A 13521-nucleotide genomic window follows, 5' to 3' on the forward strand; every position below is an offset into this window, starting at 1 on the left:
ATCCCTCCTTCAGATCAGGTCTATAAATCGTGTTTCCGTTGTTCCGTCCTCGTATTCAAAGGTCACCTCAATGCCCACCTGTCCATTCGTACCTTTTGAGAGATTCTCAGAGGCAATCTGCGCCGAAAAGGTATAGCACTGCCGGTTGGCGGGCGTTATGGTCTGTGAAAGACTCTTTGTGGTATTCAGCGCACCTTCGCATTTGAAGGAAGCCGTGCCGGATACGCCACTATCTGCATCCACGGTAAATCCGGAGTTTTGCCAGTAGGTAAGACCGGAATCTGCTCTGGAATTACGCAGGTGATTAAACGGCACCAGATCCTTCATTTCCTGACTGTCTATCAGATCGGTAGACTCCAGCGTATCGGCTGCGCTATCCCAGCGTGAGGAGGAATCGCCCAGCTCCCGGAGGGTAGTGGAAAGCTCCAGCACCGTATTCCAAGGCTCCTGCAGGTTGTATTCCCTGCGGACGATTCTGGTCTTTACAGACAGGTTCAGGTCATCATCCTTCACCATGACCGTATCGCCCAGCGCCCATGTTTCATGTTCATAGCCGGTCAATACTGACAGATCCATCGCCTTTAGCACATAGGAGATACGCGGAGAGGCATAGTCTGCAAGTCGCATGTTGGCATATTCCAGCATCTGATATGGATTGGTGAAGTTCGAGCAATCCAGCGTAGCAATTCGTATTTCGGAAGTATAGGTCGTGTCCTGCACATATTCGTTGCCGCCATTGATCGAAGCAAAGGTCATGCCGTCCTTGCCATAGGCGTAAAGCCTTGTAATCAGGCTGGTCGTATCAATGACGCGTTGGATGGATTTCATATTTTTCTTGTAGCAGAACAGTACGCCGGAATCCTCACCGGAGAAGGTTAGGAGCTTCACGATCCTGTTTGCGTTATCAAAAATCAGGTCGCCGCCGTGAATGTTCTGTACTGCACGCAAAATTGCCAGCGCGTTTTTCTCAGAGCAAGTCCAAGTACGCTTTGTGGAGACATTAACTGTGCCCACATCCCAGTCGGTACCCTGCAGGGCATAAGCCATCGGCACATCAGCCGTGTCTGCGTTAAAGGTAATCTCGTCCTTTTTTACGGAGTAGGCAAGGTCATAGAATGCCGCTTCCGCATAGACCGTTGTGATGGCCTTGCCGCTTTCTTCCTTGTCGTCCGTAATCGTGCGGATGCGATAGGTGTCGCTGACAATACGCACGGTCTTTTCGTTATCAATATAGGCGCGTTTGCTGTCCTGAAACGGCAGCTTAAATTCCAGCTCATCCACGCCGTTGATCTCACTGGTCACTATGATGTCATAGGCGTTATCCAACACAGCTTCCACATTCCCGTCTGAGTCCAGAATGACCGGTCTTGCATAGCCAAGTTTGGTATAGAGAGGCTTTGGATTATCGTACAGACTGATAGATGTCAGCGTAGGAGTCCTTGCTGTATTTGTGGTAGAAAGCGTGACGCGGTACTTGATGTATTTCTTTGCAGGAGATTCCAGCTCGCCGTTTGCACCGACAGCCTGCCACTCAGTCCAAGTGGAGAGGTCATCTGAGGTGGCTGTTTCCACAAGCGAGATAGAGGTCTCTCCCGGAGAGTAATCTGCCTTCACAGAAACTCTGCCGTTGCCAGTCACGCCACAGTCCCTTGCTGCAGTAATGAGCTGTCCGCTTGACGGATAGACAGAGTCTGTAGCTCGAAGCGTAACGACATCTGGTGTCGTCAGTGCGTCCACATCACCGGTCAGATCTGCACCGTTTGCGGAGAGCGATTCCAGAAAATATTCTGCAAGGTCATCGGCGGTTAGATCAGAATCGCAGTCGAGGAACCAGTCATCAAAGCCGCCCGCATACCAGTAGGAGTCCGCGTGCATTCCCCAGATGAGGTCTGCCACACAGCTACGGTTCAGCTCTCCGGTAAAGGTCAGCACGCTTGACTGCCAAACTGTGCCGGAGCTTTTATCGCCAAGGATATACTGTGCTGTCTTGGCATTAGGCTTGATCACACAGGCGATAAAATACCAGTAGCCGTTTAGCAAAGAGAATGATGGCGTTACCGATGTATCGAGGATCAGGGAACCGGAGGAGTTATACAGCATAATTCTCGGTTTTCCTCTGATCAGCGACAGATAGAAAATCGGCTGCCCGGAACCGTAGCGGGTATTCAAGATCGGAGTATAGGTGTTGCCGACTGAATATGTCGTAGGCTTCATCCAGCCGCCGACCACGATGGTTTCACCGAGGCTTGAGAAGATGCTGCCGTCGTTTTCTACCTTCAGGTAGGTTTTCTCAGATGAAGGATTATTGATGTTCATCTGAAAATAGCGACCGAAATTGCCCGTTTTCATATCTGCGGTTGTTCCGCTCCAGTTATGAATATATGCCTTGTGATCCTTCCCGGAGGAATCCGCCAGATAATTATCTGCATCCGGTTCGGACTCGTTAAAGCGCCAGAGACCGTCTGGAGCCCATGCAGCCGGAAATTCACCGGTGAAGGCATCTTGGGTATTCAATATATTTTTAAGAGCCATGCAAATCACCTCCAGCGGCTTCGGGCTTGAATGTTCAGTTCCGTAAATGTTGTACTTGTACCGACCGCAGCAATCACGATGGTGTTATCTCCCGTATTTAAGACCGGGAAATTCAGCTCCGACAAAAGCGGGAGACCGTTTCGGAGGGTTTCTCCGTTAGAATCAACTACTTTTGCCGTCATCAGATCGGAGTCAATAATCAATGTTTCTCCGGCGGCAAGCCGTCCAATGATCTGAAGCTCGCTACCGTTTGTGGTTATGGAGATATACGAGTCCGTCCCGGAAGGAATTACACCCGTTAAGGAGTAGACCGGGTAGGACTCGATATTCCCAAGAGCGCGAGACGCGGTAAAGGTTCCGGTTTCCGCAAAATCAAAGGTCTCGTCTGATATGGCATAGCCATAAGGGTCTGGGCAGAAAAATTCCAGATCAAAGGTGCAGGAATTACGGACTGCCCGGTCAAAGGAGAATCCTGACGTAAGCCTTGCTTCATACACTCGTCCCGGTTCCTTGTCCAGAATGAGCTGGCAGAGGCCGTTGTCCGGATTCAGCCATTCGATAATATCGTCCTTTTTTGAAAGAAACTGCTCGTCTGTCTTTCCCGGAGGAATGAAGCAGGAAATCAGTATCTTTCGCTCGGATACCGTTTCTCCAAAATCAAATACACCGTGCCGTCCGGGCATGGTGATCGTGTTGTTTCTAAGATCCGGCATACGGTATTCGTTTGTAATTCTTGTCGCAAGTCCCATAGACTGGGAGGTTGTTCCGTTAAATGAAAATCCCATGTTACACCAGTCCTTTCGCCCTGCGCCCGGCAGTCAGCAGAGTATTGAGCTGCTGAGAAATCTTCCGGATATCGTCGTCGCTTCTGACACTCATTTCCTCGATATTGATGAGAGGCTGGTCGCCTGAAACACTGAGGGTAGCGCTGCTTACTGCATCCTGAATCATGGAGCGCAGCGAGCTCACACCGACCACAGCTTCATCACCGGCCTCACCGCCGCCAAGAAGCGTGCCGCCGCTCTGGCCGAAGATGGTCGCATCCTTTAAGATCATGCCGCCGGACATCGCCTTCTTATACCAGTCCACTGAAAAGTGCGGTATGGATGGCGGGTTCAGCGAAAAGCTGCCTGTGATGGAGAAATGCGGCAGCTTGATCTTCGGCAGGCTCCAGCTGAAATTGAATACGCTCTTTAGCTTGTTTACGATGCCGGATACCGTGCTCCAGATGGTATTGAACACATTCGAGATGGTACTCTTGATTCCATTTACGATATTGGACACCGTGCTCTTGATCGCATTGAAGCCGTTGCTGATGCCGGATTTCATGGTATTCACCACATTCATGACCGCGCTCTTTATGTCGTTCCAAACGGAAGTGACCACGCTCTTTACGGCATTGAAAATCGTAGAGGTCGTAGTCTTGATGGCATTCCATGCGGTGGTGATGACCGTCTTTATGGCATTTACGACAGTTTCAACAGCTGTTTTTATCGCGTTCCAAACAGTAGTAACCACGGTTTTTATCACGTTCAGGACGGTTTCGATGATCGTCTTGTAGATATTGAAGTAAGTAGTCACCACAGTTTTGATTGCATTGAAAATGGTTTCAAAGAAGCTCTTGATGCCATTCCAGATCGTAGAGATAACCGTCTTTATGGCATTCATCACGGCTTCGACCGTGCTTTTTATCGTATTCCAAGCTGTGGTAAGAAAACTGCTGATTGCATTTACCACAGTGGTGAAGGTGTTCTTTATTGCCTCCCAGACACTGACGAAGAAGTCCTTGATCGCCGTCCATACAGTAATGGCGATCTCCTTGACCTTTTCCCAGAGGTTGATCCAGAATTCTCTGAAGCCCTCACAGTTGTTCCACAGGTAGATAAATGCAGCTACCAGTAGGCCGATGGCCGTAATGATCAGGCCTATCGGATTTGCCGCCATGACAGCATTCAGACCAGCCATCGCCGTCTTTACTCCGGCCATAGCAGTGGTAACAGTAGGAATAATCGTCATAATGGTACCAACAGCGGAGATTACCTTACCGACGATTACAAGTACCGGCCCGATTGCAGCAGCCACGAGCGCAATTTTCACGATCATCTGCTGCATAGGCTCTCCGAGGTTGTTCCACCATTCGGCGAGGGATTTTAGCTTGTCAGAGAGCTCTTTAAGGACAGGAGCGAGAACTGACATCAGGGAGTTGCCGACCTCTGCACCGGTTTCCTTCAGAGAGTTCATGGTCATCTGGAACTGGTCAATCGGGTCGAGTGTCTCATTGAAGGTGTTCTCGACACTGCCTTCAAAATCTCCGAGGAAGCCGGAGAAATCCGACAGGTTGAGCTTTCCGGTCTGCACGGCATTATAAATGGAGGCACCGGCCTTACTTCCGAAAAGGTCATAGGCCGCCTGCAGTTTTTCTGCATCGCTGCCGCTTCCCTGCATGGTAGCAGAAAATTCGGCAAGCACCTGATCCAGTGTTTTACCGTCTGCCGTTGCATTTTTCATGGCGGTCTTTAAGCCCATCATGGCGGCAGAGGTATCAAGACCTGACATTTCCACCATGCCCATAAAGCCAGCGGCCTGTTGGGCGGTGAGTCCCATTTCCTTCAGCTGCGCGGCATTAGAGGAGAGGGCGTTTGCCAGTGTATCCATATCAATGCCGGTGGCCTGACCGGTGGCATTTAAAGCATCCAGAAGATTATCTGCCTCGGAAGCGTCCATGCCGAAGGCGTTCATGACGGAGGATACATTGTCGATAGATGTCGAAACATCGGTATCATTGAGCTGGGCAAACTTGATGAATTTTGCCGAGAGGTCATCCAGCGCCTGCCCGGTCAGGCCGAAACGGGTGTTGACCTCGCCGACAGCAGCACCGGCAGTTTCGAAGTCCGTCGGCATCTCCGTGGCGAGGTCTTTTACGATCTGGCACATATCCTCCAGCTCATCACCTGTAGCGCCGGTTTTCTGTGCAACGATGTCGAGGCCAGCATCCACCTCGTTAAAGGCGGCAATGGAGGCAGCGCCGATGGCGACAATGGGAGCCGTGACATGTGTCGAGAGGCTTGTGCCGACATCGGATATTTTCCCGCCGACCTCCTGCAGCTTGGAGCCGGTCGCCTTGAGCGTTGCGGTGATTGAAGTATCGGTATTTTTGCACTGCTGTTCGAGGTTTTTGAGCTCGTTTTCGGTCTCTATGATCTCACGCTGCCATGCATCATATTGCTGCTGGGTGACGGTACCGTTTTTTAGTCCAGCATCCATCTGGTCTTGCACGGACTTCAGCTGTGTGAGCTTTTCCTTCGTTTCGGAGACTGCCTGTTGTAAGAGCTTCTGTTTCTGTTCGAGCAGCGTGGTATTTGTCGGGTCGAGCTTCAAGAGCTTGTTGACGTCCTTCAGCTGCGACTGCGTTGATTTGATTTCTTTGTTTACGCCGGAGAGGGCTTTGGAAAGGCCGGTCGTATCGCCGCCGATTTCCACGGTTATGCCTTTTATTCTGTCAGCCATGCGATGACCTCCTTCCTGTTAAAATCGATCCATCTGCTCCTGTGTCGCGAGCGCAGGATAGTTGTAATCGTCGTTGCTCATTTCTGCGTACATGTCATTGACAGTCCCGATGGTGAGCAGGTCAAGCTCCGAGATGGAAAGCCCGATCTGCACGCACCGGAGTAAAAAGAGCGGGGTTGTCATTTCCCGCTCTGTCGGATAATGTTTTTTTAGATTCCACCTGCTGTTCCACATTCAGTCCCCACAGCTCGATGATCTGCGGCAGGATTTCATAGATAGAGAAGGTGTTAAACTGATCGAGCCAGTCCTCCGGAGTGTCCGGGACATCAGGATTCTGGTGCTTTGCCATCAGCCATGCGATGTTCTCAAAAAGCTCCAGAGAAAAGGTGTCGAGACTTGAGCTTTCTGCGTCGCTTTCGTCGATGCCTTTCTGCAGCTCGTTTAAGTCCTTGTAAATGTCCCTGTGAAACTTATTTCTGTAAAGGCGAGGAATGGCGGCAGAGGCGCGGAACTGCACCTCTTTGCCATCAACCTCGATTGTTTTTGTTACAGCCATATTGCGCCTCCTTATTCACCGCCGCTTACCGATGCACTCGGCTCATATACAGCGTTGTACCAAGCGTCGTAAACAGCGCTTGTAGTGTTCGTGCCCGTTTTGACCTTCACGATACCGGAAGGCAGCGGAGAGGCCGTAATGGAAAGCGTCTCTGTCTGCACCTCGGTAGAGTCCTCCTTGGTGCTGCCGGTGACGGAAGGGCGGGTCGCGCTGCAGTAATACATGCAGTGACGAATCTTCCTCTGGTCGCCGGAGAATTCGAAAAGCAGCGCAAAATGCTCCGGCTCCACATCCTTGTTCTCCACAATGACACCGTTGGCATCCTCAGTCTCGTGCATGACATCCGTGAGAAAGCTCTCCGGAATCAGCGCCAGCTCAAAGTCGCCGGAATAGCCGTTATTATTGGAGACCATATAATATACGGAGTCGTCCGCATAGAACGGATCATTATCTCCCTCGGCATCCAGCGAAAGGGATACGGCACCGGGCATTGCTACAGGCGTGCCAAAGGTAACAGTACCATCAGCGGCAAGCGTAGCAATGGCGTAGTGGCAGTTTTTCAGGCCGAACTTGACCTTGTTACTTGTGTTAGCCATAGTCGTTTATCCTCCTATAATCTGTGTTTGATATAAGACCTCGTACAGCTTCTCCGACTCGATCCACACCTCTGATTTTTCATAAGGCAGGTCGTGCCGGATCAAGATGTCCTCAATCTGGGTTTCTGTTTCCGGGTCTTTTATGTCCGTGTATAATTCGATGTTCAGCTCATCAATTTTCTGGAACACCGTGTCATCTGCGAACATATTGTCAGAGCCCGGATATAGAAAAACGAGGAAGGGCGGGTCTGGCGACTCACCTTCGGCAAAGTGGTCGTAGGCGAGCGGGAGTCCGGCTTCCTCTAACATGGTGATTACATCGTCGTATGTCATGATCCACCTCCCAGCTTCTGCTTGATGGTATCGACGAGTTTTTCGTTTCCGCGCTCCTCGGCTGATGCGATATGCGGCTGTGCCGGAACACGTCCGCCGCCACGCTTTACATGCCCATGCTCCAGAAGGTGCGCAAGCTGATAGCGGTTCCTCGAATGCACCACGAGGTCAATGCTCTGTGAATCCTCGTGCATATTCTTGACCGACCAGCTTTTCTTGTATTTGCCGGTATCGACCGGAGCACCTGCCTGAATATCCTTGCGGACAGAAGCAGCAGTCTCTTTCACAGCAGCCTTCAGGTCATCCGTGGCGAGCTTTGAATATTTTTCGAGCTCCTCCATAATGGCGTCGCCCATCTCGCTTATTGATACAGTTCTACTCATGCGTTTTTCTCCAGCTTGCAGTTGAATTTCAGGCTGTTATGCTTATAGCCCATCGGGTTCACATAGGTGATGTTGTAGGTGCGGCCTTCCGCGATGATCCGGTATTTTGTCGATTCCACAGCCGCAAGCTCAGAGCAGTAGCGGCAGGTGAAGTCCAGCGATTCCTCCGGATTGAAGACGACACCGGAGCTTTCCGAACCGGAGCTTGTGCCAACAGTCGCCCAGCATGAGAAGTAATCCGTCCAGCCGGTTTTGTGGTTTCCGTATTTGTCGACGATGACCGTATTTTTCTGGAAAGTGACGCGCACCCTCATAGCTGCTATATTCATGAAAACGCTCCTTCCCGTATTGCAAAAAGAAGTGAGCGTAGTGTCATGGTAAGAGCATGGTGGTCGGCTTCCTCCCTGTGCTCAAAGAGATAGGCACAGGTATAGAGGATAGCGACCTTCATGGTTTCCCGGATTGCAGACAGCTCCGCTTCGGTATATTCATCAGAAGAAGCAGCATCGGAGTCGATCACTTCCCACTGATCATCCGTAAGTCTTGCAATATCAATACATAAGCGAATTGCGGAGGCCAAGAGGATACCGACCGTGGCATCCTCATCCGACGAATCTACGCGCAGATAGGCCTTCGCATCTTCAGTTGAAATCAAAGCCACGGTCGTTCACCTCCTTGCCTTAAGAACCGGAAGTTGCCTTCATGTCAAGAATCTTGATGCCTTCGGAAAGGATCAGCTTGCCGTCAACACGTTCCGTGCAGGTAAAGCCGACCTGACCGTTGGTAGCGTAAAGCTCGTTGAGGCGCTTGATTGTGCGACCGGCTCTATCAGCGATCCAGTAGCAGGAGAAGTCGCCGAATGCGATGGCTCTTGCACCTGCGGCCATTGTAGGTACCTTCGGAGAGGTGTAGAGCGGATAGCCAAGCAGTCTATCAGGCTCTCCGGCAGTAAGAGCAGGCTGCCATACATAGACGCCGTTCAGATCCTTGAGCTTTCTGATAGCTGCGACAGTGGCATCATTCATGAGGAACTTCGCCTTGCTGCGATACGGTGCCTTGAGAGAGTACACAAGGCTGATCAGCTCATCGGCGGTAATTGCCGTAGCGGAAGCTGCGGTTACGCCGGAAGGAGCACCACCAGCGGCAGAAGGAATGAACAGGCCAGTAGGTCTGTCGATAGCCGTCTGGCCGGTCTGCACAGCACCGTTGATGAAGGCATCTTCTTCAGCTTCACCGAAGGCGCGACCGAATTCCTCAGAGATGTAGCCTTCGATATCAAAGAAGCTGTCGGAAAGCAGCTCGTCGGACACCTTGATGAGGTCAGTCAGCTTAAAAGCGTCAATGCTGGTCTGCGCGAAGGTCGGATTGCTCTCGGTGTAGGCACCGTTCTCGGCAGTCCACACCGCCTGCGTGTGACCATTTGCCACAGGGATCTTGCGTTCGTTCTGTGTGGTGATGACCTTGCAGCCGATAGTACGCATGATGTTGTTTTCATTGAGCGCCTGAACAAGGGTGTGCTCGAATTCAATCGGAACAAGGTATCCGCCGTTTGCATCGGTTCCTTCCTCAAGTACATCACGGATTGCGGGATTGCCGGGATGACGGATGTTGTCCCAGAAGGCCTTTTTATAGGCAGCAGAAGCTCTGCCGGGCTTATCCTCCGGTTCATCCTTTACACCGGGCTTTCCGGTGAGCGGAGTAGAAGTCGGTGCGCTCATCATCTTGTCAATCTGCTCCTGACGCTGCAGGCGCTCGATATCCTTGGTGAGGTCGGTGACTTCCTTTTCCATCTTGTCGTAGGTTGCAGCATCCTCCGCAGAAACCATGCCGCCGTTCTGAGAGTGGCTATTAAGAAACGCCTTAGCGGCCTCCCATGCCTTCGCTCTCTTGTCCATGAGTTCCATAATCTGAGTCATAATAAAAATCCTCCTTTAATGTGCGAGAAGCGAAAGGCGCTTCTCAAGATCGGTTACTGGTACCATGTGTTTATTTGCTTCCGGCTTTTTCTTAGGAATCAGTCGGGAAAGCAGTGAATCAGTGACGGCCTTGCGGGAGAAAAGCATCTCCGCGTCAGCCGTATCCTCAGGGACGGATTTTTCTCCATCCCTGAACAGAATCTCGTCAGCGAAGCCGAGCTTCACGGCTTCTTTGGCGTTCATCCATGTCTCGGCATCCATGAGCTGTGAAATCTTGTGACGGGAGAGCCCGGACTTGATTTCGTAGGCATTCATAATGGATTCCTTGACCTCGTTTAACATGTCGATGGCTTTCTGCATTTCCTCGGTATCACCGATGGCGATGGTTGCAGGGTTGTGTACCATCATCATGGCCACGGGACTCATGCAGACCTTTGTTCCAGCCATAGCGATAACCGATGCCGCCGAAGCAGCAAGAGCATCAATCTTGACCGTCACATCATGCGGGTAATCCATCAGCATGTTGTAGATCTGCGCAGCAGCAAAAACATCACCTCCCGGAGAGTTGATCCAGAGGGTGATGTTTCCATCGCCTGCATGCAGTTCATCACTAAATAGCTTGGGTGTTACTTCGTCGCCGAACCACGTTTCATCGGAAATTTCCCCGTCGAGGTAGAGCGTTCGGTCGGAGCCAAAGCTGTCCGGCTCCTCGTTTCGCACCCAGTTCCAAAACTTTCTGGTCATAGTGCCTCCTTCTTTCTGAACCGGGTGCGCCCGTCTTCGGGTTCCGGTTCGGTTTGTGTTTCCTTCGTTTCATCAGCTTCCTCCTGCGTCTGTGCTGAGGCCGCAAAAATACCTGCGTCCTTGAGCTTGGTCATATTGCCATTGATCAGGTACAGGTCGCCGCCTTCCTCCTCCGGAATACGGTCGAGGTTTTCAAGCTCCCTGATATCGTTAGCGGACATCCAGCCATTTTGGCGTCCGACCGCATAGCCGTTCATGCGGCTCTGGTAGTCGCCTCTGAGCAGACCGTCCACGTTGAATTTGAAGAAGTAGTCCTTCTTTTCATCCGGAGAGAGCAGGGCTCTCTGCATGGACTGTTCCCAGCGGCATACCCACGGGTCGAGCGTGTATTTCACAAATTCCAGCGACTGTTGCTCGATATTTGAGAAACTCGATTTCTCAAGGTCTCCGATCATGTGAGGCGGGATGCGGAAGATACGTGCGATTTCATTAATCTGGAACTTACGTGTCTCCAAAAACTGCGCCTGTTCCGGTGAGATGGAGATAGGCGTATATTTCATGCCTTCCTCCAGCACAGCCACCTTGTTTGCATTAGAGCTGCCGCCGAAAGCAGAGTTCCAGCTTTCTCTAACACGCTCCGGATCTTTTACCACACCGGGATGCTCCAAGATACCGCCGGGAGTCGCGCCGTTTGCAAAAAACTTAGCGCCGTATTCTTCGCAGGCTATTGCCATGCCGATGGCATTTTTAGCCATTGCAATCGGGCTGTAGCCCACAAGGCCGTCAAAGCCAAGACCGGGAACGTGCAGTACGTCGGACGGCTGAAGTCTTACTCGGCTTCCATTCATCGTGTGCGCCTCATCCTGTGATGTTTGGTATTCGTAATAAAGCTCTCCGTTTTCATCACGGTTGACCGTCATACGATTTGGCATCAAAGGATAGAGCGCGACCACTTCACCTTTGCCGTTCCGAATGATCTGCGCGTAGGCGTTTCCCCACAGGAGTAGGTGCGTCATCAATGTTTCCCGGAATACAAAGGATGTCATTTCCGGATTTGGCTCATCGTGAAGCAGGAAGTATAGCGGATGATTTATCGCTTTTTCCTTGCTGCCGCCTTCGCCGTATCGATAGAGGTGCATCGGCAGGCCTGCAATTGCCTCGGACAGAATCCTCACGCAGGAGTAGACCGCCGTCATCTGCATGGCGGAGCGCTCCGTTACAGCCTTGCCGGAGGTTGTCCCGCCGAAGAAGAAGCGGTAGGAGCTTCCGGTTGTTGAATTGGTAGGCTTATCTCTTGAACGAAACAGTCCTGAAAATATGCTCATATTGATCACCTGCCTTTCAGATAAATAAAATGCCTCTGTCGTCATAGACAGAAGCACCGTTGTCATTGCCGCAGCGGATCGCACGGTCAAGCGCCATGATGGTGGCGATGGCTCCGTCGATCTTCTCTGTAGATTTTTCCTTGTCAGCCTTGATATTTCCGGCTGGGTCAGTACGGATGAAGATGTTATCCATATTCCAGCGGAGCACCGGGTGGCCGCCGTGGGCGAGCTTTTGCTCAAGTGTCAGCTTCATGAGCTCCTTTGTGGGCGGGCTCATATCCTTAAAGCCCTGTCCGAAGGGCACGACAGTAAAGCCCATGTTCTCCAAGTTCTGAACCATCTGGACTGCTCCCCAGCGGTCGAAAGCTATCTCGCGAATATTGAAGCGCTCGCCGAGGCGTTCGATGAATTTCTCGATATAACCATAATGGATGACGTTGCCTTCGGTAGTCTGCAGCACGCCTTCCTTCTCCCAAGTATCGTAGGGCACATGATCGCGTCTCACGCGAAGATCCAGCGTATCCTCTGGCACCCAGAAGTACGGGAGGATCACATACTTGTCGTCTTCATCCCGTGGCGGGAACACCAGCACAAAGGATGTAATATCCGTAGTGGAGGACAGGTCAAGACCGCCATAGCAGACACGGCCTTCGAGGTCGTCCTCATTGACCGAAAAGGCGCAGGCGTCCCATTTATCCATTGGCATCCAGCGGACAGCCTGCTTTACCCATTGATTAAGGCGCAGCTGCCTAAAGGAATTCTCTTCACCGGGGTTTTGCTTTGCCGATTCGCAGGCCGCTTCCACCTTGTCGATACCGACCGTGATACCGAGAGATGGGTTTGCCTTTTTCCACACCTCCGGATCAGTCCAGTCCTCGTCAGGTTCCGCACCGTAAATGACCGGATAGAAGGTTGGATCGACCTTCCTGCCGTCGAGGATGTCCTGCGCTTTCTGGTGGACTTCATAGCAGATGGTGTTTGTATCATTTCCAGCAGTGGTAATCAGGAAATATAGCGGCTGCATTCTGGCATCGCCGGAGCCCTTTGTCATTACATCAAAGAGTTTCCTGTTCGGCTGGGTGTGCAGCTCATCGAATACCACGCCGTGGATATTAAAGCCGTGCTTACTGTAGGCCTCAGCGGAGAGCACCTGATAGAAGCTGTTGGTAGGCTCATAGATGATCCGTTTCTGGGAGGCCAGTATTTTGACGCGCCGATTAAGCGCCGGACACATCCTCACCATATCCGCAGCAACATCAAAAACGATGGTGGCCTGCTGTCTATCTGCAGCGCAGCCGTAGACCTCGGCACGTTCCTCACCGTCACCGCAGCAAAGGAGCAGGGCGACAGCGGCAGCCAGCTCTGACTTTCCCATCTTCTTTGGAATTTCGATGTAGGCCGTATTGAACTGACGGTAACCATTCGGCTTCAAGACACCGAACAGGTCGCGGATGATCCGTTCCTGCCAGTCGATGAGCTCGAAGGGCTTTCCTGCCCACGTGCCTTTGGTGTGGGTGAGCTGCTCGATGAACATCACCGCGAAGTCCGCCATCTGCTTGCTGTAGTGAGAAGTCTCTGCCATGAAGCGGGTCGGCTTATAGTTTTTCAGTTTTCGCATTGGCACGGTGG

The 13521-nt window shown here is 51.7% G+C and carries 13 protein-coding genes; all 13 read right to left on the reverse strand.

Annotation, left to right across the window (positions count from 1 at the left end; translation table 11 throughout):
• Window positions 1-9 precede the first annotated feature (9 nt).
• A complete protein-coding gene (locus tag BHK98_RS11370) occupies window positions 10-2532 on the reverse strand; it encodes a phage tail spike protein (protein ID WP_075714334.1) in 2523 nt (840 codons plus the stop codon).
• Between the two features lie 5 nt (window positions 2533-2537).
• Window positions 2538-3317, reverse strand: coding sequence for a distal tail protein Dit (locus BHK98_RS11375; protein WP_009242880.1), 780 nt, complete (start codon window positions 3315-3317; stop codon window positions 2538-2540).
• A gap of 1 nt (window position 3318) precedes the next feature.
• Window positions 3319-6039 carry a phage tail tape measure protein gene (locus tag BHK98_RS11380; protein WP_075714336.1) on the reverse strand — a complete coding sequence of 907 codons (2721 nt, stop codon included), beginning with the start codon at window positions 6037-6039 and terminating at the stop codon, window positions 3319-3321.
• Window positions 6040-6160: 121 nt separating this feature from the next.
• On the reverse strand, window positions 6161-6595 hold the full coding sequence (locus BHK98_RS11385) for a hypothetical protein (RefSeq protein ID WP_245796883.1): 435 nt from the start codon (window positions 6593-6595) through the stop codon (window positions 6161-6163).
• 11 nt (window positions 6596-6606) lie between these two features.
• Complete coding sequence (locus BHK98_RS11390; protein ID WP_075714338.1) at window positions 6607-7191, reverse strand: major tail protein; 585 nt, start codon at window positions 7189-7191, stop codon at window positions 6607-6609.
• A 6-nt stretch (window positions 7192-7197) separates the two neighbouring features.
• Complete coding sequence (locus BHK98_RS11395) at window positions 7198-7524, reverse strand: hypothetical protein (RefSeq protein ID WP_075714340.1); 327 nt, start codon at window positions 7522-7524, stop codon at window positions 7198-7200.
• Window positions 7521-7907 (reverse strand): HK97 gp10 family phage protein, encoded by a 387-nt coding sequence (locus BHK98_RS11400; RefSeq protein ID WP_075714342.1) that lies wholly within the window; start codon window positions 7905-7907, stop codon window positions 7521-7523. Before BHK98_RS11400 ends, BHK98_RS11395 begins: the two co-directional genes overlap by 4 nt.
• Window positions 7904-8236, reverse strand: coding sequence for a phage head closure protein (locus tag BHK98_RS11405; RefSeq protein ID WP_075714344.1), 333 nt, complete (start codon window positions 8234-8236; stop codon window positions 7904-7906). Before BHK98_RS11405 ends, BHK98_RS11400 begins: the two co-directional genes overlap by 4 nt.
• Complete coding sequence (locus BHK98_RS11410; RefSeq protein WP_009242872.1) at window positions 8233-8568, reverse strand: head-tail connector protein; 336 nt, start codon at window positions 8566-8568, stop codon at window positions 8233-8235. The genes BHK98_RS11405 and BHK98_RS11410 overlap by 4 nt, the downstream gene beginning before the upstream one ends.
• A gap of 19 nt (window positions 8569-8587) precedes the next feature.
• Complete coding sequence (locus BHK98_RS11415; RefSeq protein WP_075714346.1) at window positions 8588-9823, reverse strand: phage major capsid protein; 1236 nt, start codon at window positions 9821-9823, stop codon at window positions 8588-8590.
• Window positions 9824-9838: 15 nt separating this feature from the next.
• The gene (locus tag BHK98_RS11420) at window positions 9839-10567 is read right to left on the reverse strand and encodes a head maturation protease, ClpP-related (RefSeq protein WP_031475236.1); all 729 of its coding nucleotides are present in this window, start codon (window positions 10565-10567) and stop codon (window positions 9839-9841) included.
• Window positions 10564-11937, reverse strand: a complete 1374-nt coding sequence (locus BHK98_RS11425) for a phage portal protein (protein WP_465250949.1) — start codon at window positions 11935-11937, stop codon at window positions 10564-10566. Before BHK98_RS11425 ends, BHK98_RS11420 begins: the two co-directional genes overlap by 4 nt.
• Window positions 11909-13510 carry a terminase large subunit gene (locus BHK98_RS11430; RefSeq protein ID WP_075714350.1) on the reverse strand — a complete coding sequence of 534 codons (1602 nt, stop codon included), beginning with the start codon at window positions 13508-13510 and terminating at the stop codon, window positions 11909-11911. The genes BHK98_RS11425 and BHK98_RS11430 overlap by 29 nt, the downstream gene beginning before the upstream one ends.
• Window positions 13511-13521: the final 11 nt, after the last annotated feature.

This window comes from Hornefia porci, assembly GCF_001940235.1.
Lineage (GTDB): Bacteria > Bacillota > Clostridia > Peptostreptococcales > Anaerovoracaceae > Aminicella > Aminicella porci.

Bases quoted from the DNA above. Each gene is read 5' to 3' on its own strand.
- BHK98_RS11390 (WP_075714338.1), bottom strand. From the start codon at position 7,191: ATGGCTAACACAAGTAACAAGGTCAAGTTCGGCCTGAAAAACTGCCAC.
- BHK98_RS11415 (WP_075714346.1), bottom strand. From the start codon at position 9,823: ATGACTCAGATTATGGAACTCATGGACAAGAGAGCGAAGGCATGGGAG.
- BHK98_RS11425 (WP_465250949.1), bottom strand. From the start codon at position 11,937: ATGACGACAGAGGCATTTTATTTATCTGAAAGGCAGGTGATCAATATG.
- BHK98_RS11405 (WP_075714344.1), bottom strand. From the start codon at position 8,236: ATGAATATAGCAGCTATGAGGGTGCGCGTCACTTTCCAGAAAAATACG.
- BHK98_RS11420 (WP_031475236.1), bottom strand. From the start codon at position 10,567: ATGACCAGAAAGTTTTGGAACTGGGTGCGAAACGAGGAGCCGGACAGC.
- BHK98_RS11380 (WP_075714336.1), bottom strand. From the start codon at position 6,039: ATGGCTGACAGAATAAAAGGCATAACCGTGGAAATCGGCGGCGATACG.
- BHK98_RS11385 (WP_245796883.1), bottom strand. From the start codon at position 6,595: ATGGCTGTAACAAAAACAATCGAGGTTGATGGCAAAGAGGTGCAGTTC.
- BHK98_RS11370 (WP_075714334.1), bottom strand. From the start codon at position 2,532: ATGGCTCTTAAAAATATATTGAATACCCAAGATGCCTTCACCGGTGAA.
- BHK98_RS11400 (WP_075714342.1), bottom strand. From the start codon at position 7,907: ATGAGTAGAACTGTATCAATAAGCGAGATGGGCGACGCCATTATGGAG.
- BHK98_RS11430 (WP_075714350.1), bottom strand. From the start codon at position 13,510: ATGCGAAAACTGAAAAACTATAAGCCGACCCGCTTCATGGCAGAGACT.
- BHK98_RS11395 (WP_075714340.1), bottom strand. From the start codon at position 7,524: ATGACATACGACGATGTAATCACCATGTTAGAGGAAGCCGGACTCCCG.
- BHK98_RS11375 (WP_009242880.1), bottom strand. From the start codon at position 3,317: ATGGGATTTTCATTTAACGGAACAACCTCCCAGTCTATGGGACTTGCG.